We start from the raw sequence: 23,320 nt of genomic DNA, 5'->3' as shown, positions 1-23,320 counted from the left end.
CTCGCGGATCACCGGGATGATCCGCCTCGCGTTCGCGCGGCGGTCGGAGCACGGTCTCCGCGCGCGGGTGTCCGCACGGGAGAGGAGCACCATGCCGAGCCGGCTCGACGTCCGCGAGGGGACCCTGGCGCACGACCTGCCCTACTTCACCCTGGGCTCCGGTCGGCCGCTGGTCGTGCTGCGCGGCTTCAGCACCGTGCACGCCAACCCGACCGGTCTGCAGCGGCTGGTCGAGACTCGGCTGCTGGTGCCGCTGGCGCGGCACTTCCGTGTCTACGCGGTGGGCCGCGCACCCGGTGTGCGCCCGGGCACCACCATGCCCGACATCGCCGAGCAGCACGCCGACGCGTTGCGGACGGAGTTCGGGGGCCCGGTCGACGTCCTGGGCATCTCCTCGGGAGGGTCGGTGGCGTTGCAACTGGCCGCCGACCACCCCGGCGCCGTTCGGCGACTGGTCCTGGCCGGTGCCGGCTACCGCCTCGGCCCGGCGGCGAGGGCCGCGCAGCTCCGCTACGTGGAGGCGGTGGCCGCCGGCCGCCGCGGCGCCCACTTCCTCGCCCCGGTGAAGGTCGCGTCGCCCCTCGGGGCGCGCCTGCTCGCACCGGTGATGTGGCTGCTGGACCCGCTGAGCCGCCCCGCCGACCCCTCCGACATGGTCGCGTTCGCGCGGGCCGAGGATGCCTTCGACCTGGAGGACCGGCTCGGTGACGTCACCCCGCCCACCCTGGTGATCGCCGGTGAGCGGGACCGTGTCTACACCCCGGAGATCTTCCGGCGGACCGCCGACGGCGTGCGCGACGGACGGCTGGTCTGCTATCCCCGAACCGGCCACGGCGGCACCATCACCCATCGTCGCTTCGCGGACGACGTCACCCGGTTCCTCCTCGCCCCCTGACGCCACGCGCAGACGGCCTCCCGGCCGTCGCCCGACGCCTTGACCCGTCCGCCCGCCGGCGGAACGCTGCGGACTCGGAGCGTCCCTGGGAGATCGCCTTCCGCTTCCCGGCCGTCGCGGCCGGCCAGCGGGGCTCGGGTTGGCAGGCGGCAGAGCGTGCAGTTCCGGATTCTCGGTCCACTGGAAGTGGTCGACGACGGGCAGCCGGTGCGCCTGGGCCGGCCGAAGCAGCGCGCCCTGCTGGCCGTCCTCCTGCTGGAGGCGGGTCGGGTCGTCTCCCTCGACCGACTGGTCGAGCAACTCTGGAACGGGCAGCCGCCCGCCCAGGCCGTCGGCTCCCTCCAGGCCTACGTCTCCAACCTGCGGCGGGTGCTGGAACCCGGCCGCGGCCCGGGTTCCCCGCCGAGGACGCTGCTCAGCCAGCCGCCCGGCTACCGTCTGGCGGTCGCCGACGGGGACCTCGACGTCCACGTGTTCGAGGCGTCGGCCGCCGACGGACATCGGCTGTTGGAAGCGCAGCGGCCGGAGGAGGCCGGCACCGTGCTCCGGCAGGGACTGTCGCTGTGGCGCGGGCCGGTGCTGGCCGACTTCCCCGACGAGCCGTTCGTGCAGCCCGCGCGGGCCCGGCTCGAGCAGTTGCGGCTGACCGCGATGCAGGACCGCATCACTGCAGACCTCGCGCTGGGGCACCACACCGCCGTCATCCCCGAGCTCGAGCACCTCGTGGCGACCCATCCGTTCCAGGAGCGGCTGCACGGCCTCCTCCTGCTCGGCCTCTACCGCGCCGGGCGGCAGGGCGACGCCCTGCGCGCCTACCAGGCCGCCTGTTCCACCCTCCGCGAAGAGCTCGGCATCTCGCCCGGTCCCTGGCTGCGGCGGCTCCACGAACTGGTTCTGCAGCAATCCGAGGAGCTGGACTGGTCGCCGCCCAGGGTCGCTGTCGAGAGCAGGACGGGGGCGAGATCGCAGCCGCGGTCGGCAGGCGGGGGCTGGTCGGGCGGGACGAGCAGCTCGCCACGGCCGGTGCGCTGCTGGCGGAGGCGGCGGCCGGGCACGGCCGGGTCGTTCTCGTCACCGGCGAGCCGGGCATCGGCAAGACCCGGCTGACCGAAGAGGTCGCGGCGCGGGCCGGCGACGTGGGTGGCCAGGTCGGGTGGGGACGGTGCTGGGAGGGTTCCGGCGCACCTGTGATGTGGCCATGGGTCCAGGTCGTCCGCGCCCTGTTGGCCGGTCTCCCACCCGGCGGCCCTGACAGGGTGCCAGAGCCCGTGGCAGCGGCGCTCGCCCCGCTCCTGCCCGAACTGGCGGACCCGCAGCCCGGCCCCGGTGCGGTGGCGCCGGACCTCGACGCCGCCCGGTTCCGGCTCTACGAGGCCGTCTGCGAGGCCCTGCGGCAGGGGGCGGCCGAGCGGCTCGTCGTGGTGATCCTGGAAGACCTGCACTGGGCCGATCCGCCGTCGCTGCAGCTGCTCACCTATCTGGCCGGGGAAGTGCCGAGTACACGGGTGCTCGTCCTTGCCACGTATCGCGACGTCGGGGCACAGAACGACGCGCTCACCGACGCCCTCGCCGCGCTGGCGCGCCGGCCGGCCGTCGAACGGATGGCTCTCGGTGGCCTGGGAGCAGACGACGTCGCCCGGCTCATGACCGCGGAGACGGGCGTGGAACCGGACCGGCGGCTGGCCGGCCTGCTCCACGACCGCACGGGCGGCAACCCGTTCCTCGTCGTGGAGCTGCTCCGGCTCCTGGCCGGGGAAGGCCGGCTGCGTGGTGAGAACGCCGAGGCGGTGCTCGCGCGGCAGATCCCCGTGGGCGTGCGGGACGTACTGCGGCGCCGGCTGGCCACGCTGCCCGAGCAGACCGTCTCGGTCCTCCTCGTCGGCGCGGTTGCCGGCCCACAGTTCGACCTGGAGACGGTGCAGACGGTGACTTCGCTCGGCGACGACGAGGCCCTCGAGGCGGTGGAGGCAGCACTGCTGAGCGGGCTCGTGGTGGAGGACGGCGAGACGGTCGGCCGCTACCGGTTCGGGCACGCGCTGGTCCGGGAAGCCATCTACGACGACATCAGCCGCGCGCGCCGCGCTCGGTTGCACGCCCGCATCGGGAAGGTGCTGCAGGCCGCCGGCGGCCCTGGCCCTGAACGAGTGCTCGACCTCGCGCACCACATGTGGCAGGCCGCGTCGGTGCTCGGCGCCCCGACGGTTCTGCCGCACGTGCTGGCCGCTGCCGACGCCGCGGTGACGACGCTCGCGTACGAGGAGGCCGAGCTGCAGCTCCGTCGGGCGCTGCAGCTGACCGTCTCGCTGCCGTCGACACTCGGCCGGTCCCGCTCCGAACTCCAGCTGCACCTCCGGCTCGGCGCTGTGCTCGCCCAGTTGCACGGCCCCACGCAGCCCGGGACCACCGACGCGTTCACCCGCGCGCTCGAACTGGCGGCTGAGGTCAGCGACGATCCCGCAGCGTTCACCGCGTTGCGCGGTCTTCACGAGGCGTACACCGCGGAGGGCAGACACCGCCGCGCCGAGGAGCTCGCCGAGCGGTTGCTCTCCGTCGCCACTCGGCTGGACGACCAGGGACTGCGTGCCGCTGCGCACATGACGCTGGGGCGGACCCTCTACATCCGGGGGAGGTTCCAGGACGCCCGCCGGCACCTGGAGCGCAGCCTCGAGCTGGCTGAGACCGCTCCCGCCCTCCCGCCGTGGCCGGTGCCGCTGCCGGTCCGCGCGCGGATCCTGCACGCGGCAGTCCTGGAGCTGGTGGGTGAGGAGAAGGCAGCGGCAGAGGCGGTGGACCAGGCACTGCACATCAGTGCCCGGCACTCCCTCTTCGCGCAGGCGAGCGCCCTGGGTATGAGCTCTCATGTCGCCGTCCTCGGCCGGGACCCGACGACCAGCGGCGAACGCGCCCGCGCTGCCCTCTCCCTGGCGACCACCTGGCACATCGGGGCCGTGCAGGGATATGCCAGGGCGGTGCTCGGGTGGGTGCAAGCGGTCGAGGGTGACCCCGACGGCGCCATCCCCACACTGCGGCACGGCCTCGAGGCGATCCGCTCGAGCGGTGCCCGGCTGATGCTCCCGACGATGCTGAGCCTGGCCGCCGAGGCGGAACTGCTGGCGGGCCGGGCCCAGGAGGCTCTCGGCCTCCTCGACGAAGCGCGGGAGTACGTGGAGCGCACCGACGAGCGGTTCACCGAGGCCGAGCTGTACCGGCTTCGCGGCCAGGCCCTGGCCGCCCTGACCCCTGGTCGAACGGCCGACGCCGAGGCGGCCTTCCGGGCATCGATGACGATCGCCCGGCGGCAGGGCGCGGAACCGGCGGTGCGGCGTGCCACCGAGGACCTGGACCGCCTGCACCTCAGCTCGCGACCATCGACACCGCGGGCTCGAGCGCCCGTCGATCTCGCTGGAGGACCTCGTCGAGCCAGTCGAACACCACCTCCTGCGCGAGCGCGAGGTTGTTGACCTGGGAGTGGGCATCCGCCCCGGTGGAGGCCGGAAACCCCCGCAGGACCTTGGGACCGGGCAGCAGCTCGTGCACCTCGCGGGCCTGACGCCGGAACGGCGGTCCCTCCCCGTCGCCGGCCATCGACAGCACGGGGACCCGGATGCGCGTGACGTCGACCTTCCACGGTTCGAACGACCGCAGCGCCTCTCCGAGGCTCTTCGCACCGACCTGCCACTGGAAGAACTTCTCGAACACGACGAGCTGGGTGGGGTCGAAGAAGCGGCCGAGCCGCGTGGTCGCGCCCTCCAGCAGCGCGGGGAAGCGGCGCAGCACGGACGGGGTCGACTCGTCGAGCAGGCGGCGCCAGTCCATGATCGGCGTGCTGGCCGCGACCGCCCGGATGCGTTCGTCGTGCTCAGCGGCACGCAGGACGATGTAGCCGCCGAGGCTCAGGCCGTACGCGGCCAGCCGCTCCGGGTCGACGTCCGGCCGCGCCAGGACGGTGTCGATGATCCTGGACACCGCACCCTCGACGTCGGCACGGAAGTGCAGACCGTCGAAGGCCGTGGAGCCCTGCCCGGGAACCTCCACCGCGACGACGTTCCAGCCGCGGGCCATGCCGGTCGCGCCGCCCCAGAAGTACATGTCCTCGGCGTAGGTCTCCCCACCGCCGAAGAGCAGCATCGTGGGGCGCGGTCGGTGGGAGCCCGGTGGCCGCATGACGTAACCGGGGAGGATGCCGCCGTCGAACGGCACGGTGATCCGCTCCAGCGGTGGGTCGAACAGGCGGGCGGCGTGCTCGAACGCGCCCGCGGCCCGATCCCACAGGGGTCGGAAGCGCGGATCCCCCGGGCGGACCACGTGGATGGCGGTGCGCAGGTAGGTGTACGAGCGCAGCCAGCCCTGGCGCGCGCTGGCACCAGCACCCCGCGCCTCCGCCTCGGCGGCGTACCGGGAGGCCGACTCGCCGACCGTCTGCCAGGCCGTGATCCAGGTGTCGAGGTCCCTCTCCCGGACCTGCGAGGACGCGTGGAGCGCCTCGCCGACGGAGGAGCCGCCGAAGCCGCCGTAGCTCAGCGCCATCTGGAGGTACAGGTCCAGGCTGCTGCTCTTGAAGTAGAGACGGCGCTTCAGCCGCTGCTCCGAATCCTGCCGCTTCAGCCTGCCGGCCAGGGCGGTGAGCACGTCATCCCACATCGCCAGCTCCCATCGCTGCGTTCCCGCTCCTGACGGTGGTGAGCCTGGGACGACTCGTTTGGCGTCCGCTTGGCGGCGGGTTGGTGTCCGCCGTCCGCGGTGTTGCGGCCGGCGGCGTGTGATCGATGGGCGTGAGTCGAGAACGTCGTGCCGCCGTTGCCAGGGGACGTCGGACCGGGTGTCGGTGTGCCGGCCGGTGGCGTCGTGGGCGAACGTGACCCCGCGGCGGTACGGGGCGGCTCATGGCAGCCATCGACGAGTTGCTGGCGGCTCCCATCGGCCCTGGTCAGCAACCCGTCGAGGACCGCGCGTGGGAGAGCCATGTGGACGCCATCAGGGCGGTGTCCGGTCGGGATGGCGGCAGATGAGTTCTGGGTACTGGCCAGGATCCGTTCAGGCCGCCGTTCGGCGGTCGCCCCCAGTTCAGCTACCGGCCAGCGGCGCACCCGACCGGTCACACGGAGGGTCGGCGCCGAGGGACGTGGCGCCGATCTGCTCCTCCACGGCGCGCATGGCCGTCGGGTCGATCCTGGCCACGCCGCCGAAGGGGCGGTCGAGGTCGAGGATCACGAGCAGCGACGCCGTGAATATGAGCGTGGTCACGCCCAGAAGCGTCCAACGCAGGCTCGGGCGGATACGGCGGCCGGCGAACGCGGCCGTGGACGCGACGGTGATGGCGACGCAGCCGATCAGGAGTGCCGTCACGATGGCCGGCACCGATGGCGCGGCCTCGGCGAGACGGACCCGCCGCGCGGCGGCGCGGCCGCGCTCGGCGGCCACGACCTCGGCCACCAGGGTCTCGCTGATGCCGGCCTGCTGCGCTTGGGCGACCACGGCCGCGACCCGCGCATCGGCCTCACTGGAGATCGATGACGTGCGGCGAGTCGCCTCGAGCGACGCCCACCCCGGCCCGGCGACGGCGCGGGCATAGCAGCGCAGCTCGGCCACGAGGTCGGGACCGGTCGGCGACGGGAGGAGCGCCGCCGCTACGGCTTCCGTCGACACGGCGCTGGCCTCGTCGTTGGCGGCGTCGCTGGCGTCCTCGTACGACGAGAACGTCTGGACGAGGACGAACGCCAAGACAAGCGCGACGAGTATGCGCACGGGGGCCAACAGGTCGGTCAGCGGGATGCCCTCGGCGGAGTCCTGGCTCTCGGTTCGTACGCGTCTGGCGAGGCGGCGATGCGCCAGCAGTCCGAGCGCACCCGACAGCACCACGACGATGATGACCCATGCCGCCACGGCGCGACGGTACCGCCGGCCACAGAGCACCATGTGTGCCCAGCGTGGCAATTCGCTGCTCACAGGCACAGGTCACAGGAGCAATTGCCGTCTGCGCCCGACCGCTCACGGTGCACTGATACAACGTCTTCTGACGGCCCCCTCGGACACCGCGGTTCCTGCTGCGCCGGCCCCGAGGGTCGCCCGGCCGCACGTCGAGGCCCTCGGCGACGTCATCCCGCCTGGGGACGGTGCGGCCGACCAGGGTCCACGCGACTCGGAGGACAGTGATCCAGCCGAGGTCCTCCTCCACCGTCAGCCGGGTCGCACGAGCCCCTCCTTGACGGCGACCAGGGCGGCCTGCGTCCTGGAGGTGAGACCCATCTTCGAGAGCAGGTGGCTGACGTGGGTGCGCGCCGTGCGTTCGCTGATGACCAGGTGGGCGGCGATGTCCTTGTTCGACCGGCCCTCGGCGACCAGGACGAGCACCTCCTTCTCCCGGGCGGTGAGCACGCTCAGACCGGTACGCGGCGCGCGCATCTCCCGGGTGAGCCGGCGGGTCACCGCGGCATCGAGGAAGACCTCGTCCCGCACCGCAGCACGGAGCGCCGCGTCCACTTCCGCCGGGCCGGCGTCCTTGAGCAGGTATCCGGAGGCGCCGTTGTCCAGGGCGGCGTGCACACGCTCGGTCTCCCCGAAACTGGTCAGGATCACCACCTTGACCCCGGGGAACCGGCTGGTGATCTCCGCTGTCGCCGTCACCCCGTCCATCTCCGGCATCTGCAGGTCCATGAGGACGACGTCGGGCAGATCCTCGTGAGCAGCGGACTGCGCGAGCCGGTCGAGGGCGTGCCGCCCGTTCTCGGCCTCCCCGACGACGGCGACGTCCTCGAGCGCCTCCAGGTAGGCGACGACGCCTCGCCGCAGGACGGCGTGGTCGTCGACCACCAGAACGCGGATCTCTTCGGGCCGGGTCATGTCGTGGCCGTCCAGTGGGTCGTCGGTGTCGCGGGCAGTGACGTGACGAGGGGCAGCACGAGCCGCACGCTCGTCCCGCCGGCGGAGACCTCGCGCACCCGGACGGTGCCACCCCATCGCGCCGCGCGCTCGCGCATCGCCGTCATCCCGAAGCCGCTGGAGGTCGCCTCGTCGCGACGGTCCGCGTCCGCCGCGGCACCGAGACCCCGTCCGTCGTCGGTCACCTCGGCGACGAGCCGGCGTCGACGCCCATGGGTCGTCATGGCGAGGGAGACGCGGATGCCGGTGGCCGCGGCGTGCTTGACGCTGTTGTGCACTGCCTCCGCGACGATGCGGTAGACGTCCTCGACGCAGTCGGCGTCCAATCCGGCCAGTTCGCGCTTCGGGTCCCGGACCTCCAGTGCCACCTCGAGGCCGGTCCGCGCGGCCGTCGAGTCCAGCAGTGACCGCAGCGCCGTCGCGAGCCCCCGAGCCGTCGTCGTGGCGGGACGCAGCTCGACCACCATCCCCCGCAGGTCCGCCAGCACGTCCTCGGCGACGCTGCTGAGCTCGTCGGCCACCTGAGCCACCTTCTCGGGCGCGGGAGCCAGTCCCCGCCCCACGAGCACCCCCAGCGACCGGGCCTGCATCATCATCGAGAAGACCTGCTGCACCACCGAGTCGTGCAGGTCACGAGCCAGCTTCTGTCGCTCTTCGCGCCGGACCACCTCGCGCTCGCGCTCGAGCAGCGACGCGTGGTCCACGGCCATCGCCGCCTGCTCGGCCATCGCCAGCAGGAAGCTGAGCTCGGTCTCCCCCACCGTCTGACCGGGGGCGAAGAAGGCGTTGAGGATGCCCACGGGCGCACCCCGGGCCATGAGCGGCACGCTGGCGAACCCGTCCCACCGCGGATGGCGCAGGTGGTCGTGCATCGGCGCCCACGCCGGGTCCTTCATGATCGCGTCGTACCGGTGCGGCCTCACCACCGGCTCACGTGTCTCCAGGGCGTCGACCATGAGCAGCTCGGCGCCCAGCGCCCGGCACTCCATCAGCTTGTCGAAGAAGTCGAGGGCACGACCGAACCCGGCGGCGCCCATCACGTGCAGCCGGTCCCCGGTCGAGTTGACCGTGAGGATCTGGACCCCGGCCAGGGAGTCGGTACGGGCCACCTCCTGGGCGAGGGCCTCGAGGGTGCCGGTGAGAGACCGCTTCGACGCCACCTCCGACGCCGCCGTCGCGATCGCCGCCAGCCGCCGCTGGTGCTGCCGGCCCACCGTCACGTCGCGGAAGGAGACCACCCACCGCGGCTGGCCGGGGATCCGGTTGAGCAGGTAGGAGAACTCCCGGCGGGTGCCGGGCGCCGGCACCCACTCCACGGTCAGTTCGCCGGCCTGGTCGTCAGCCTCCTCGGGAGGAGGGAACGGGGACCGCGTGCCGGCCACGGGGACGGCGCGCAGCCCGCACAGCTCCACGGCGGACGCGTTGGCCTCGACGAAGAAGCCCTCGGCGTCGATGACGGCCAGGCCGTCCGGCGCGTGCTCGACCGCGTCGTCCCGCCACGTCCGCGTCGCGGGCGGCGCACCCACCACCGGCCCCTCACCGCCGTCCACGTCGCCCCCTGCCCAGGACTCTGCCTCTCCATGGGCGGGCTGTCGCCTGCCGTGATGACCCGGTCTCGGACGGTCCCGCCTCGGTGCTCACCCGTGGCGCGGTCGCTGCTGGGCACCCGGTGGACCCCGGCCTGCGGGTCCGGTCGGACCGGTTGCTGTTCACCGACCCGCAGGAGCGTTCGACGACGGCACTCGGTCGGATCAGGCGCTGCTCTCCTCCCGGGCGACGAGGGCGGCGACGATCTTGCGCAGCGTGAGGCCGGGCTTGTCGCTGGGCGAGCTGAACTGGAAGTGGTCGGTGCGCGCGTCCCGCTCGATCAGCTCCTGGATCGCCTCCAGCGCCTCGACGTCCTCGGTGAACGCCTTGATCGTGCCGGTGTTGAGGTGGTCGGTGACCGACTGGTCGTCGATGCGGAAGTCCCGGGCGATGGCCCAGAACTGGTGCAGGCCCACCTCGCCCTCCGGCGTGACGGCGTGGACGATCTTGAGGTTGTAGTCGGTGCGGTCCCCGACCGGCTCGTTGTCGACGATCTTCGCGTGCGCGACGTGCACCGCCGGGGTCGGGATCTCCGAGACCGACCACCGGTCGACCAGATGCCCCTCCACCTCCATCGGCTTGGCGTAGATCGCCGGCGGCGGCGCGGCCCGCAGCACCCGGCTGACCCGGAGCACGTCGCCCTCGACCGAGGTCTCCAGCGGCACCGCGGCCCACTCGGGCGTGCCCACGTTGCCGGCGTGCAGATAGGTGAAGTGGGTCAGGTCCAGCAGGTTCTCGTGCAGGTCCAGCCAGGGGGCGCGGATGTTGTAGTAGCCGTGCACGTGGGTCCAGCCCTCGCCCTCCAGCCCCGGCGTCTCGGGGATCAGCGCGGGATCGGCCTGCTCCACCGGCCCGGTCCACAGCCACACGAACGGGCCGCGCTCGATCACCGGATAGGACCGGACCCGGGCGCGCGGGGGCACCCGGTCGGTCGCCGGCAGCTTGGTGCACCGGCCGTCGGTGCCGTAGGTGTAGCCGTGGTAGCCGCAGACGATCTCGTCGCCCTCCAGCGTGCTCCGGTGCAGTGGAAAGGAGCGGTGCACGCAGCGGTCGTCCAGGGCGACCGGCTCCCCCGCCTGCGTGCGGTACAGCACGACCGGAGCGCCGCAGATCCAGCGCTGGATCATCGTCCGGCCCACCTCGTCCCCCAGCGCGGCGACCCACCACTGCCGCAGCGGGAACGAGCGCGCCGGCGGGGCGCCCGCGACAGCGGGGCCGGCGGTGGTCTCGGGAACGGTCCGGGTCATGGCAGCGACCCCTTCGATGAGTGAGCGGAGACAGGTGGCCTGATGAGTGGCCGATGAAGTGGCCCGAAGGACCTACCGCAGCAGCCTAGGAGCCGGAGAAGTGCAACGGATCACACCGATGACGGCACTCGTGCGGCGCTTCGACGCAGCCGCCCCGCGACATTCGTCGTAGACATCGCGACTCGCTGGGGGTGGGCGTACGGGTGTCCTCCCGGGTGATGCCCCGGGAACTCTGGCCGTGGCCGGGTGCACGTCCTGCGCAACGTGCTCGCGCGGGTGCCGCGCGGCAGGAGCGAGAGGGTCGCCGCGACTCCGCCCGCCCCCGCCGCGATCCGTCGGCCTCAGCGCAGCAGTGCGGAGGCGGTGTCGTCCGGCGGCCCCGCCGCGGCCTCGGCCTCGGCCCTGCGGACGATGTCGATGGCCTCCGCGGCCACGGCGCGGCCGTCGGTGTAGGTGTCCCGCCAGATGGCGAGGATCTCGGTCGCCACCGGTGACAGCACCGACCGCGAGAAGGCCTCCAGGCCGATCCGCCCCCGGTAGCCGGCCGCGATCGCCGTGCGGACGACCGCGGCCGCGTCGACCGCGCCCGACCCGAGGGGACCGCGGCCGGACTGGCCCAGCTCGAGGTACCCCAGCACGGGCACCGCGGACCGGACCGCGCCCAGCATGTCGGCCTCCTCGACCGCCATGTGGAAGGTGTCGAGGTGCACCCGGAGGTGCTCGGACCCGCTGGCGGCGACGAGGTCGAGCGCCTGCTGCGCGGTGTTGACCATGGCGGTCTCGTACCGGTTGAGCACCTCGAAGGTCATCGTCACGCCCCGCTCGTGGGCGTGGTCGGCGACCTTGCCCAGGTGCGCCGCCGACCGCTCGAAGGCCTCCCGTGACGACGCCGTCGCCGCCCGCCCGAACAGCCCGTACGAGACGCCGTTCATCTGGTCGCCGCCGAGGGCGACGGTGGCCTCGACCACCTCGCGCAGCGCGGCCGCTCCGCGCTCCTGCTCGTCCGGGTCGGCGGAGGACACGTCCGCGCCGGGCGCCTGGCCGGCGAGTGTGATCGGCGAGAGGCCGTGCTCACGGAAGAGCGCGGCCCACTCCGCGAGCGGAGCGCTCGCCGGGTCGATCGGCGGCAGGACGACGGAGGAGTACCCGAGGTCGGCCAGGTCGCCGAGGGCCCGGGTCAGCCCGGGCTCGTCGAGGTCCGGAACCAGGACGTTCAGGTGGCAGGCGACGTCGACGGGCACGACGGCCACTCAGAAGACCGGCAGGTCGAGGCGCTGCTTGAACACCGAGTAGCCGTCGTCCACGTGCACGACGGTGCCGTTGATGACGTTGGCCTCGTCGGAGGCCAGGAACGCGACGACGTTCGCGATCTCGTCGGGCTCGGTCATCACGTTGCGCAGCTGCTCGGAGGCGAAGGTCCGCTTCAGCTCGTCGGAGAACTTGTTGATGATCGCGGTGCCGACGCGGCCGGGGGTGATCGCGACGACCCGGATGCCGTGCTCGGCCAGCTCGTAGGCCGCCGACCGGGTGAAGGAGATGACGGCGGCCTTCGCGGCGCTGTAGGAGAAGGCCAGCTCGGCCGCCTGCTCCCCGTAGATCGACGAGGTGTTGATGATGACGCCCGGGGTGCCCTGCGCCTTGAACTGGCGGCCGGCGGCGAGGATCCCGTAGTACACGCCGTCCTGGTCCACGCGGATCATCGGCGCGTAGTCGACGGCCGGGTCGTGCTCGAGCAGCGGCTTGCCGCCGGCGATGCCCGCGTTGTTGAAGATCACGTCGAGCTTGCCGAAGACCTCGACCGCGCGCTGCACGACCGCTTCGACCTGGCTGTACTCCGAGACGTCGACCCGGGCCGCCGCGGCGGCACCTGGGTGGCCGTCGGCCTCGAGCTCGGCGACGACCTTCTCGGCCCGCTCGAGGTCGATGTCGGCCACGACGACCTTGGCGCCCTCACGGACGAACTTCTGGACCGTCGCCAGGCCGATGCCACTGGCACCGCCGGTGATGATCGCGACCTTGCCTGCCAAGCGCATGGTGTTCCTTCCTCGGTGGGGTTGGGGGTGCAACCGGGGCCGATGCGGGGGCGGGACGTCGCCCGCCCCCGCAGACGGCTCAGGCGTCGGTCGGCTCGACGTCGGCGACGTTGTTGCGGTCGACGAGGGTGACCTCGGTCTCGACGAAGTTCTCCTCCGGCAGCTCACCGCTGTCGGCGTAGGTCTCCATGTAACCCATGACCTCGTCGAGCACGGCCGGCCAGTCCTGGACGACGGTCGCGTAGAACGGACCGTTCTTCTCGATCTCGGCCAGGGCGATGCCGACGGCGTCGACGCCGGTCACGAAGATGTCGTCACGACCGGCCTCGGTGATCGCCTGGGCGGCGCCGACGGCGGCGTGGTCCCAGCCGACCCACACGCCGTCGAGGCCCTCGGGGTTGGCCTGCAGGTAGTCGGTGACGAACTTCAGCGCCTCCTCCTGGGAGGTGCCGGGCGCCAGGACCTGGCGGATCTCGCCACCGGCGATGGTGGCACCGCCGGCCTCCAGCAGTTCTACGGCCATGGCGCTGCGCGTGCTGATCCCGACGTGCGGGTCGTGACCGATGACCATCACGTCCTTGCCCTGGAGGCCGCCCATCGCCTCCTCGAGCGCCCCGACCGTGAGGTCGGCGATCTGCTGCTGGTCGGTCGTGACGTCGACGACGAAGTCGGGGTTCGGCTCCACGCCGCCGTCGATCGAGAAGATCGGGATGTCCGCCTCCTGCGCGGCGGCGACCATGGGCTGGATCTGGCGGGGGTCCGGGAAGCCGGCGAGGATGGCGTCCACGCCCTGCGTGATCGCCGACTGCATGTCGGTGTTGATCTTGTCGTAGTCGAAGTCGCTGGTGTAGAGGGTGACGTCCCAGCCCAGCTCCTCGCCCCGCTCCACGAAGGCGTCCAGCGTCGACTTGCCGACCGGCGTGCCGTAGCCGGCGGTGAACGCGGCCACGCTGAAGGTGTCCTCGCCGCCACCGCCCTCGCCGCCCGAATCCGAGCAACCGGCCAGGACGAGGGCCGAGGCGACCCCCAGGCCGACGACCGTGGAGAAACTTCTACGCATCATCTACTCCTGTGTGTGAGTGAGTACTGCTGGAGGTGGCGAGGCGGGCGAGCCCCGTCACGGGCGACCGGAGCAGGCGCTGGGGGTCGCGGGAAGGAGGAGTCGGCCCCGTCCCGACCCCTCGAGCCCGAGGGGTGGGGAGGACGAGGTCCTGTCAGTGGGTGCGTGACTTGAGCGCCGACAGCGTGACCGCGGCGATGATGATCAGGCCGGTGAAGACCTGCTGGAAGTAGGCGCTGACGCCGATGATGTTGAGCCCGTTGCTCATCACGCCGATGATCCCGACGCCCACCAGCGTGCCGCCCACGTTCGCCGCTCCCGACCGGACGACCGTCATGCCGAGGAAGACGGCGGCGACGGCGAGCAGCATGTAGTTGTTCGCGCTCGTCGCGCTCGCGCTCGCCAGGCGGCTGACGAGGATGACCCCGCCGATCGCCGACACGAACCCCGCGACCGTGAAGGCGAGGAACCTCGCCAGTCGTACGTTCACACCGGAGAGCCGGGCCACCTCCGCGCTGCCGCCCACGGCGTACCACCGCCGGCCGAGCGTCGTGAACTTCAGGACCAGCCAGACGATCACGCAGACGGCCACGGCGAAGAAGATCGGCAACGGGAGGCCGAGCGGCCGGGCCTGCCCGATCACCTCGAAGCTCTCCGGCATGCCGAAGAGCGTGGTCCCGTCCGTGACGATGAACGCGAGACCGCCGACGGCGGTGAGCGTCGCCAGCGTCGCGACGAACGCGGACAGGTTCATGTAGGCGACGAGGATCCCGTTCACCACGCCGACCAGCGTGCCGACGACCAACGCCGCCACGATGGCCAGCGGGATGGACCAGCCCTCGATCATCAGCGCGGCGGCGGACGCGCCGGCGAGGGTGGCGGTCACGCCGACCGACAGGTCGAAGTCGCCGACGACCATGACCACCGTCTGCGCCGACGCGATGATCGCGAGGATCGCGATCTGCGCCAGGATGTTCCGCACGTTGCCGAAGCTCAGGAAGGCATCGGGCTGCAGCGCGCCGAACAGGATGATGAGCGCGACGAGGGCGAGCAGCGTCCCGCCCTGCCACAGCAGTTGCCTGAAGGGTGTGCGCTCGGACGACGCCGCGGGCGCCACCACCGGGGGCGCTTCGGTCTGGGCCATGTCAGGCGGTCCTTCCGTAGGCGTAGGTGAGGAGGTTCTCTTCGTCGGCGTCCGCGGCCTGGACCTCACCGGAGACGCGGCCCTCGTGCATGATCAGGATCCGGTCGGACATGCCGATCAGCTCGGGCAGCTCGGAGCTCACCGCGATGACCGTGGTGCCGTTCGCCGCGAGCCGGCGGATGAGGCGGTAGATCTCCGCCTTGGTGCCGACGTCGATGCCGCGCGTCGGCTCGTCCATGAGGAGCACCTTCGGCTTGCGGGCCAGCATCTTGGCCAGGACCACCTTCTGCTGGTTGCCCCCCGACAGCTGGCCGACCGGCTGGCGCGGCCCCCGGGCCTTGATCTGCAGGTCGCCGAGCGCCGCGCGCGCGATCTTCGCGATGGCACGGTTGTTCACCAACCCCGCCCGGCTGACGGTGGGGATGTTGGCGACCGCGATGTTGTCCTGGATGGAGTTGTGGAGGATGACCCCCTGGCTGCGCCGCTCCTCGGGGACCAACGCCATGCCCGCCTCCAGCGCGTGACCGACCCCGACCGCGTGGGTGAGGGCGGTGCCGGCGACGGTGACCTCGCCCGACGCCCGCTTCTGCGCCCCCGCCAGCAGCCGGAGCAGCTCGCTGCGACCGGACCCGGCCAGCCCGCCGATGCCGAGCACCTCGCCCGCGTGCGCCTGGAGCGACACGTCCTTGACGCGGGAGCCGGTGAGGCCGCGGACCGCCAGCACCACGTCCGTCGTGGCGGTGTCCCGCTCCGGGTACATCAGGCCGTGCGGGCGCCCCACCATGGTGGAGATGACCTCGTCGATGTTCGTCTCCGCGATCGACCTGGTGACGATCGTCTCGCCGTTGCGCATGACGGTGAGCCGGTCGCAGAGCTCGAACACCTCTTCGAGGCGGTGCGACACGTAGACGATCGCCACGCCCTCGTCCCGCAGCCGGCGGAGCACGGCGAAGAGGTCGACGATCTCGGTGTCGGTCAGCGACGCCGTCGGTTCGTCCAGGATCAGCACGCGGGCATCCGTGGCCAGCGCCCGGGCGACGGCGACCATCGTCTGCTGGACCGGCGAGAGCTCGCCGGCGAGCTTGCGCAGCGAGATCCGCTGGTTGAGCCGGGCCAGCTGCTCGCCCGCCCGCTTGTTCAGCTGCCCCCAGTTGACGACGCCCCCGCGGCTCGGGGTCTCCTCCCCCAGCAGGATGTTCTCGGCCACGCTGATCGTCGGGATGATCGACAGCTCCTGGTAGAGCGCGACGACCCCCGCGCCGTGCGCCGCGCGCACGGTGGAGAAGTGGACCGTCTCCCCGTTGCGCCGGATCTCCCCCTCGTCCGGCGCGTAGAGGCCAGTCACGATCTTGATGAGCGTCGACTTCCCGGCGCCGTTCTCGCCGAGGAGGGCATGGATCTCCCCCGGCTGGACCGACAGCCGCGCACCGCTGAGGGCGTAGACGCCGTCGAAGTGCTTCTCGATGCCGACCGCCTCGAGTGCCGGCGGCGCGTCGACGACGCTGGGCCGCACGGCCGTGCTCACCGCTGCGCCTCGTCGACGTCGTTGCACCGGATGAGGACCTTCGGGTGCTTGCCGCTGACGTGCGCGGCGAAGGCCTCGACGGCCTGGTCGAACGGGAACGCGGTCTCCGTCAGGGCGTCGAGGTCCAGCAGCGGCAGCAACTGGACCGCCCGGGGGAAGGCGTAGGGCGAGACGAAGACGCCGGTGAGGGTGAGTTCCTTGAGGTAGAGGAAGTCCGAGAGGTTCAGCGGCATCTCGAAGTCGTGCGGGTACATCGCCCCGTAGACGACGGTGCCGCCCTTGGCCGCGATGTCCAGCAGCCCGCGGACCGCTCGCGTCGAGCCGGAGGCGTCGATGACCACGTCGAAACCGCGGCCCCCGGTGATCTCGGCCGTCCGCGCCTCCTGGTCCTCCTCGACCGGGTCGATCACGTGCTGCGCGCCGGCGGCCAGGGCCATCTCGCGGCGCTCGGCGATCGGCTCGATGAGGGTGAGCGAGGTGGCCCCGTGCAGCCGCATGACCTGCAGCGCGAGCTGCCCGATCGGACCGCCGCCGCAGATCGCGACGCGGTCACCGACGCGCATCCCGGACTTGTCCGCGATGCGGACGGCGACGGAGGTGGGCTCGAGCAGGCAGCCGCGCCGGAGGCTGACCGAGTCCGGCAGCTTGTAGACCTGCGACTCGTGCCAGGTCACCGTCTCGGCCATGCCGGGGCGGTTGTAGTCCTGGATGAACTCGCAGAACTGCTGGCGGCCGTCCCGGCACGGTCCGCAGCTCCCGCAGAACCGGAGGAAGTTGCCGGCGATGCGGTCGCCGACCCGGATCCCCGTCCGGACGCCGTCCCCCACCGCCTCGACGACGCCGGAGAGCTCGTGGCCGAGGCCGATCGGCACATCGGTGCCGAAGAACCCCTCGGCCAGGTGCGGGTCCGACCCGCAGATCGCCGAGTAGGCGATCCGGATGCGGACGTCCTCCGGGCCGAGCGGGTGCTCGGGCAGCTCGACGATGCCGATCCGGCCCCGGGCGGACTCGTCCGGGTCGCGCAGACTGCCGATCTTGGTGACCGCGACTGTTCTCATTCGTCTCTCCGTCGAGCGCTGGTCGAGGGGATGGGAGGTCAGGCCTTGTGCGCGATGACCCGGCGGGTGGCCGCCACGGTCGCCGCGAGGCCGTAGCCGTGCTTGTTGCGCAGTTCCTCGTCGTCGCCGAAGCCGGCGTAGACCTGCGGGATCCCGAGCCGCTCGAAGGCGGTGAGGCCGATGCCGCGGTCGGCGACGACGTCGGCGACCCGGGTGGCGAGCCCGCCATAGGCGAGGTGGTCCTCGAGGACCACGAACCGGCCGCCGGTCTCGTCGGCGCACTGGGCGATCAGTGCCTCGTCGATCGGCTTCAGCGTGAACATGTCGACCACCCGCACCGACCGGCCGTCCTCGGCGAGCTCGTCCGCCGCCTGGAGCGCCTGCGCCACGGTCGTGCCGTGCGTGAAGATCGTGGCGTCGGTGCCCTCGCGGGCGATGATCCCCTTGCCGATCCGCACGTCGTGCTCGCCCTCCTCGTAGAGGACCTTGTCCTTCTTGCCGACGGCGAGCCGGATGTAGATCGGCCCCGGCATGGTCATCGACTGGCGCAGGATCTCGCCGACCATCGCGGGGTCACCGATCGAGGTGACGGTCATGTTGGTGAGGGCACACATGAGGGCGAGGTCCTCGACCGCGTAGTGGGTCGACCCGCCGTTGCCCACCAGACCGCCGTGCGTCCCGATGATCTTGACCGGCAGATTGGGGTAGCAGACGTCGGTGCGGATCTGCTCCAGGGCCCGCATGCTCAGGAAGGGCAGCATGCCGGACACGACCGGGATGTTGCCGTCGTAGGCGAGGCCGGCGGCGATGCCGACGCACACCTGCTCCGCGAGGCCGACGTCGAGGAAGCGGTCCGGGAACGTGTCCTGGAACTCCACCAGCGTCGCGCCGATGTCGGGAGTGAGCACCCACAGGTTGTCGTGGGTCTTGCCGAGCTCGGCCAGGGTGGACCCGATCACCGACCGGGCCGACAGCATCTCGCCGAACGTGAACGTGACCGGCATCAGACCGTCTCCTTCTCTCGTGACGCCTCGAGGGCGGCCAGTGCTCGCTTGAGGTCCTCGGCGCCGAGGGAGCCGGCGTGCCAGGCGAGATTGCGCTCCATGAAGTCCACGCCCTTGCCCTTGACCGTCTCGCAGATGACCACCGTCGGGCGGTCGCTGTCGGGCGACGGCAGGTCGTCGATGGCCTTGACGAGGGAGGCCATGTCGTGGCCGTCGATCTCGACGACGTTCCAGCCGAAGGCCCGCCACTTGTCGGGGTAGGGCTCGAAGGCGATGCGCTCCTCCGCGTGGCTGGTCATGAGCTGGCGGTTCCGGTCGACGAAGGCCACCAGATTGCCGAGCTCGTTGCTGCGGGCGGCCATCGCGGCCTCCCAGACGGAGCCCTCGCCGGTCTCGCCGTCGCCGAGCAGGCAGACGACGCGGTGGTCCTCGCCGCGGTGCCGGCCGCTGAGCGCCATGCCCACCGCGAGCGGGAGGCCGTGCCCGAGCGAGCCGGTGGACGCCTCGACGCCGGGCAGCTGCACCTTGCACGGGTGCATGCCGTAGGCGCTGTCGAGCTGCCCGTAGGTGTCGACGATCCCCTCGTAGGAGAAGAAGCCGCGCATCGACATGGCGATGTACATGCACACCGCCGCGTGCCCCTTGCTCAGCAGGAACCGGTCGCGGCGCGGGTTGCTGATGTCGTGCGGGTCCACGCGCAGCCCGTAGTGGAAGAGCGCGGTGAAGATGTCCGCGGCGGAGAGGTCACCACCGATGTGCACGGCGCCCTCGTAGGTGCCGCACAGGTGGAGCAGCTTGGACCGGAGCTCGTAGGCCCGCTCCTCCAGCTCCTCGACGGAGGGGCGCTCGCCCTCCAGCCAGACGGCATCGTCCTTCACTGGTACCTCCACGTGTGATGCGAGTGAGAACCGGACACGGCCGGTCGTTCTCGTTGCCTCGACTGGTCATCCGCCCCGGGCCGGTGCCCGCGGTGCTGGTGACGGGCGCCACAGTAGCGACTCCCGATTTACATGTAAACACCTGAGTCGGTTTACATGTGAACGCCGATCCGCCCATACTCATGGCAGCGCCGGCGGCCCCCGAGGGGACGGCGAACGGCGCCCCCAGGTCACGCACCGCCCCGGACGACGGGGGCTTCTCCCGGTCACCGACTCGCTGGTGCGTGACCTCGACCGACCCGCCCCGGGGCACCAACCGGCCTCCCGGCGCGGACTGCGCAGGGCCACGGTGCCATCCGGTACCCGCGGCAGACGGAACACACACAGAGGTGGCGATCCGCATGACGAGCACGGTCAACACGACGGCTCCGGTGACGACGGGGCTCTACATCGGCGGGCAGGAGCGATCGACGACGGACACGCTCGAGGTCGTCGACCCGGCCAAGCCCGGCGTGGTCGTCGGTCACGCGGCCGCGGCGACCGAGGAGGACGTCGCGGACGCCGTGGCGGCGGCCAGGTCGGCCTACCCGGCGTGGGCGGCCCTGTCCGCCTCGGAGCGGGCGGCCCGGATGGCCGCCGCCATCGAGGGCATCGCCGACGAGCGCGACGAGGACGCGCGGATCCTCTCCCTGGAGAACGGCAAGATCCGCATGGAGTCCTGGATCGACGCGCTGGTCTTCGAGATCCGGTGGCAGCTCGCGCTCTCGCTCGCCGACGAGGTGGAGCAGACGAAGGTGCTGCCGCCCGCCCCGGGGATCGCGGTCGAGACCACCGTCGCCTACCAGCCCATCGGTGTGGTGACGGTGATCGTGCCGTTCAACTGGCCGATCGCGATCCTCGCCGCGTCGCTGCCGCACGCGCTGCTGGCCGGGAACACGGTGATCGTCAAGCCCCCGCCGTCGACGCCGCTGGCGACCACGCGCCTGGTGCAGCGCGTCGCCGAGAAGCTCCCCCCGGGCGTGCTCAACGTGGTGACCGGCCGGGACAGCGAGATGGCCGGCCTGATCGACAACCCCGACGTCGCGAAGGTCTGTTTCACCGGCAGCGTCAACGGCGGCAAGCGGATCATGGAGATGGCCGCGCGCAGCCTCACCCGGGTCACCCTGGAGCTGGGCGGCAACGACGCCGCGATCGTCCGCGAGGACGCCGTCCTCGACGACGACCACCTGGACCGGCTGTTCGGGGCCATCTTCGACACCACGGGCCAGATCTGCATGAACGCCAAGCGGGTGTACGTGCACCGGTCGCGGAAGGACGAGCTCGTGTCCGGGCTGACCGCGCGGCTGGAGAAGGTCGTCCTCGGCCACGGCCTCGCCGAGGGCACCACCATGGGCCCCCTCCACCAGCCCGCGCAGAAGGCATTCGTCTCGGAGATCATCGAGGAGGCGAAGGCCTCCGGCGCGACGGTGCTGGAGTTCGGCCGGCTGCCCGAGGGCGAGCTCGCCGGCGGGAACTTCCTGCGTCCGGCCATCGTGGTGGACCCCGACCCGTCGCTGCGTGTGGTGACCCAGGAGCAGTTCGGACCGGTGATCCCGGTGATCCCGTTCGACGACGACGCCGAGGCCGTACGGCTGGCCAACGACACGTGGGCCGGCCTGTGCGCCTCGGTGTGGACCGCGGACACCGACACCGCCACCCGGCTCGGCGGCCAGCTGGAGTGCGGCTACGTGTGGGTCAACGACCACGGCGCCGCGCGGCTCGACCTGCGCGCGCCCTTCGGCGGCATGAAGGCCTCGGGCATGGGCCGCGAGCAGGGCATCGAGGGCGTCCGCGCCTTCCAGGACACCCGCTCGATCGCGCACCCTGCGGACTCCACCGCTCAGGCCGAGGCATCGGCCTGAGCGACGCCGTCCGCGGGGCCGGCGGGTGTTCCCCCGCCGGTCCCGCGGACGACGGGAGGCCGGGTCCGCGAGACTCGAGGCAACGCCTCATGCCGCCCCGATGAAGGACTCGACGATGGAGCTGCCGCCCGAAGCCGTCCGCACCCCCATGCCGACCGTGATCGACAGCGAGAACTTCACCCCGCGCCTGCTGTCCCTCCTCTCGAACAGCCTCGTGTATCGCGAATCGCGCGCGCTGCGCTCCCGGTTCGGACTGGGCACCAACGACTGGCGCGTCATCGCCGCCATCGGCGTCCGGCCGGGCGTGACCGCAAGCGAGATCTCCGAGTTCATCGCGATGAACAAGGCGATCGTCTCCAAGAGCGTGAACGTGCTCACCGCGCGCGGGCTCATCGTGCAGGCCGAGGACACCGGCCGGTCCCGGCACCTGTACCTGACGGCCGACGGCACCCAGATGCACGACGCGATGCTGCCGATCTCGATGCGCGGCCAGGAGATCATCCTCGCCGACCTGTCGGCGCAGGAGGTCACCCAGCTGAACCAGCTGCTGCGCCGGCTCCTCGCCCGCGTTCGCGAGCTGGAGGTCGATGACGCGCCGGACGAACCCGTGGACGCCGACAGCGCCTGACCCCTCGGCCCCGCGGCCGTCAGCGCTTCGTCGGCGTCGCTGCCCGTCCCCCCGGTGGAGAACTCGGGGCGACCATCCTGTCGGTGACGACCGGAGGTGGCCGGCGTCACACCGTCAGCGGAGGAGACTCGATGCGAGTCCGCACAGGACCACGACGCCATCGGCGGGCTGACCGCTTCGGTGGCCGAGGCGGTGGGGCGGGCCGGTGTCACCGCCCGGCTCGGCAGCGTGACACTGCCGGACGAGGACCTCGCGGTCGGCGTCCCGGCCGAGCTGTACCAGCACTACGGCCTGACCGTGCCCGCCGTGGCCGCGAAGGCCCGCGCCCGGCTCGAGTGACGACGACGGCGGCGCCACGGTGAAGGCTGTCGTCTGCGTCCCGGGCGGCACCGAGGTCGCCGAGGTCCCCGACCCGGTGCCCGCTCCCGACGGCGTGGTGGTCGAGGTGGCCGCCTGCGGGCTCTGCGGCTCGGACGTCCACGCCGTCGAGCGCGGGCTGACCGTGGAGGGGCAGATCCTCGGCCACGAGTTCGGCGGGCGCATCGTCGAGGTGGGTGGCCAGGCCTCCGGCTGGCGGGTCGGTCAGCCCGTCTCGGTGAACCCCCTCGGCTCCTGCGGCACCTGCCGGGAGTGTCGCCGCGGGCTGCCCTTCCGCTGCCACCTGCCGAACCTCGGGATCACCGCGCCGGGCGGCTACGCCCAGTTCGCCGCCGTCCCGGCCGGCCAGCTCGTGCCGCTGCCCGAGGACGTGCCGGTGGAGTGGGGCGCCCACGCGGAGCCGCTGGCCGTCGCGGCGCACGCGGTGGGCCTCGCCGGTGTCGGCCCCGGCGACGCCGCGCTCGTCTACGGGGTCGGCACGATCGGCCTCAACGCCGTCATGGCCCTGAAGGGAGCCGGGGTCAGCCTGGTCGTGGGTGCGGGCCGGTCGCCGGGACGACGGGCGGCCGCGCGGGCCGCCGGCGCCGACGTCGTGCTCGACACCCGCGAGACGTCGGTGCGCGAGTACGTCGCGAGCACCGGCCGCCGCTTCGACGCCGTCCTCGAGTGCTCCGCCGCGCCCGGGGCGATCGCCGAGTCACTGGACGTCCTCGCCTCCGGCGGGACCTGCGTCGAAGTCGCCCTGACCGACGAGACGGCGCGGGTCGAGCTGCTGGGGCTCGTGGCCGGCGGGCTGCACCTCACCGGCAGCTGCGCCTTCACCTACCCCGACTTCCGGGCCGCCGTCAGTGACGTGGTCGGCCCGCGGTTGCCCGTGCAGGACCTGGTCAGCGAGCGGGTGGGCCTGGCCGATACGCCGGACGCGCTGGTGCGGCTGCGCCGTCCGGGAGACCTGGTCCGGGTCCTCACCGTCCCGGGACAGTGATCCCGCAGCTCCGGGCCGCTGCCATGACCCGCGCTCTTGCGGGCCCGAGCAGCGTCGTCCCTCCCACCGCAGGTTCGCACGCACCCGGGGGCTTGCGGCAAGCCCCTGGTTGTGCAGC

20 protein-coding genes are annotated in these 23,320 nt (G+C 72.2%); 7 read left to right on the top strand and 13 right to left on the bottom strand.

Annotated features, from left to right (window positions below):
- The first annotated feature begins 91 nt into the window (after positions 1-91).
- The 3 genes from MY520_RS20815 (at position 92) to MY520_RS20805 (ending at position 4,356) form a co-directional block, all read left to right on the top strand.
- Positions 92-895, top strand: a complete 804-nt coding sequence (locus MY520_RS20815; protein WP_436694482.1) for an alpha/beta fold hydrolase — start codon at positions 92-94, stop codon at positions 893-895.
- 156 nt (positions 896-1,051) lie between these two features.
- The gene (locus MY520_RS20810; RefSeq protein WP_436694481.1) at positions 1,052-2,002 is read left to right on the top strand and encodes an AfsR/SARP family transcriptional regulator; all 951 of its coding nucleotides are present in this window, start codon (positions 1,052-1,054) and stop codon (positions 2,000-2,002) included.
- On the top strand, positions 1,885-4,356 hold the full coding sequence (locus MY520_RS20805; protein ID WP_436694491.1) for an ATP-binding protein: 2,472 nt from the start codon (positions 1,885-1,887) through the stop codon (positions 4,354-4,356). The genes MY520_RS20810 and MY520_RS20805 overlap by 118 nt, the downstream gene beginning before the upstream one ends.
- On the opposite strand, the gene MY520_RS20800 is transcribed toward MY520_RS20805, so the two are convergent.
- The 13 genes from MY520_RS20800 to MY520_RS20740 all read right to left on the bottom strand — a co-directional run bounded on the left by MY520_RS20800 (position 4,250) and on the right by MY520_RS20740 (position 19,310).
- On the bottom strand, positions 4,250-5,536 hold the full coding sequence (locus MY520_RS20800; RefSeq protein ID WP_436694480.1) for an alpha/beta hydrolase family protein: 1,287 nt from the start codon (positions 5,534-5,536) through the stop codon (positions 4,250-4,252). The genes MY520_RS20805 and MY520_RS20800 overlap by 107 nt on opposite strands.
- 423 nt (positions 5,537-5,959) lie before the next feature.
- A complete protein-coding gene (locus MY520_RS20795) occupies positions 5,960-6,778 on the bottom strand; it encodes a hypothetical protein (RefSeq protein ID WP_436694479.1) in 819 nt (272 codons plus the stop codon).
- Positions 6,779-7,072: 294 nt separating this feature from the next.
- Positions 7,073-7,735: a response regulator gene (locus MY520_RS20790; RefSeq protein ID WP_436694478.1), complete on the bottom strand. Its 663-nt coding sequence runs from the start codon at positions 7,733-7,735 to the stop codon at positions 7,073-7,075.
- Positions 7,732-9,324: a GAF domain-containing protein gene (locus MY520_RS20785; protein WP_436694477.1), complete on the bottom strand. Its 1,593-nt coding sequence runs from the start codon at positions 9,322-9,324 to the stop codon at positions 7,732-7,734. Before MY520_RS20785 ends, MY520_RS20790 begins: the two co-directional genes overlap by 4 nt.
- Before the next feature lie 201 nt (positions 9,325-9,525).
- Complete coding sequence (locus tag MY520_RS20780) at positions 9,526-10,608, bottom strand: Rieske 2Fe-2S domain-containing protein (RefSeq protein ID WP_436694476.1); 1,083 nt, start codon at positions 10,606-10,608, stop codon at positions 9,526-9,528.
- Between the two features lie 341 nt (positions 10,609-10,949).
- Positions 10,950-11,858 carry a sugar phosphate isomerase/epimerase family protein gene (locus MY520_RS20775; protein WP_436694475.1) on the bottom strand — a complete coding sequence of 303 codons (909 nt, stop codon included), beginning with the start codon at positions 11,856-11,858 and terminating at the stop codon, positions 10,950-10,952.
- Positions 11,859-12,641: an SDR family NAD(P)-dependent oxidoreductase gene (locus MY520_RS20770; RefSeq protein WP_436694474.1), complete on the bottom strand. Its 783-nt coding sequence runs from the start codon at positions 12,639-12,641 to the stop codon at positions 11,859-11,861.
- Positions 12,642-12,720: 79 nt separating this feature from the next.
- Entirely contained in the window at positions 12,721-13,704 is a 984-nt protein-coding gene (locus MY520_RS20765; RefSeq protein ID WP_436694473.1) for a sugar ABC transporter substrate-binding protein, read from the bottom strand.
- A gap of 151 nt (positions 13,705-13,855) precedes the next feature.
- Positions 13,856-14,845: an ABC transporter permease gene (locus tag MY520_RS20760; RefSeq protein ID WP_436694472.1), complete on the bottom strand. Its 990-nt coding sequence runs from the start codon at positions 14,843-14,845 to the stop codon at positions 13,856-13,858.
- A gap of 1 nt (position 14,846) precedes the next feature.
- Positions 14,847-16,370, bottom strand: a complete 1,524-nt coding sequence (locus MY520_RS20755) for a sugar ABC transporter ATP-binding protein (RefSeq protein WP_436694471.1) — start codon at positions 16,368-16,370, stop codon at positions 14,847-14,849.
- On the bottom strand, positions 16,367-17,428 hold the full coding sequence (locus tag MY520_RS20750; RefSeq protein ID WP_436694470.1) for a zinc-dependent alcohol dehydrogenase: 1,062 nt from the start codon (positions 17,426-17,428) through the stop codon (positions 16,367-16,369). Before MY520_RS20750 ends, MY520_RS20755 begins: the two co-directional genes overlap by 4 nt.
- A gap of 38 nt (positions 17,429-17,466) precedes the next feature.
- On the bottom strand, positions 17,467-18,432 hold the full coding sequence (locus MY520_RS20745; protein ID WP_436694469.1) for a transketolase family protein: 966 nt from the start codon (positions 18,430-18,432) through the stop codon (positions 17,467-17,469).
- Complete coding sequence (locus MY520_RS20740; RefSeq protein WP_436694468.1) at positions 18,432-19,310, bottom strand: transketolase; 879 nt, start codon at positions 19,308-19,310, stop codon at positions 18,432-18,434. Before MY520_RS20740 ends, MY520_RS20745 begins: the two co-directional genes overlap by 1 nt.
- Before the next feature lie 401 nt (positions 19,311-19,711).
- Between MY520_RS20740 and MY520_RS20735 the strand changes: the two genes are divergently transcribed.
- From MY520_RS20735 to MY520_RS20720, 4 genes are all read left to right on the top strand, one after another.
- Positions 19,712-21,211: an aldehyde dehydrogenase family protein gene (locus MY520_RS20735; RefSeq protein ID WP_436694467.1), complete on the top strand. Its 1,500-nt coding sequence runs from the start codon at positions 19,712-19,714 to the stop codon at positions 21,209-21,211.
- A 115-nt stretch (positions 21,212-21,326) separates the two neighbouring features.
- Positions 21,327-21,839 (top strand): MarR family winged helix-turn-helix transcriptional regulator, encoded by a 513-nt coding sequence (locus MY520_RS20730; RefSeq protein ID WP_436694466.1) that lies wholly within the window; start codon positions 21,327-21,329, stop codon positions 21,837-21,839.
- A gap of 96 nt (positions 21,840-21,935) precedes the next feature.
- Positions 21,936-22,178 carry a hypothetical protein gene (locus MY520_RS20725; RefSeq protein ID WP_436694465.1) on the top strand — a complete coding sequence of 81 codons (243 nt, stop codon included), beginning with the start codon at positions 21,936-21,938 and terminating at the stop codon, positions 22,176-22,178.
- A gap of 19 nt (positions 22,179-22,197) precedes the next feature.
- Positions 22,198-23,202, top strand: a complete 1,005-nt coding sequence (locus MY520_RS20720; protein ID WP_436694464.1) for a zinc-dependent alcohol dehydrogenase — start codon at positions 22,198-22,200, stop codon at positions 23,200-23,202.
- Positions 23,203-23,320: the final 118 nt, after the last annotated feature.

Origin of the sequence: Geodermatophilus sp. CPCC 205506, from assembly GCF_051383635.1 — a bacterium.
In the GTDB taxonomy this organism is placed as follows: domain Bacteria; phylum Actinomycetota; class Actinomycetes; order Mycobacteriales; family Geodermatophilaceae; genus Geodermatophilus.
Note: the sequence above shows the minus strand (reverse complement) of the source record. Positions and strands in the feature narration are given on the sequence as shown.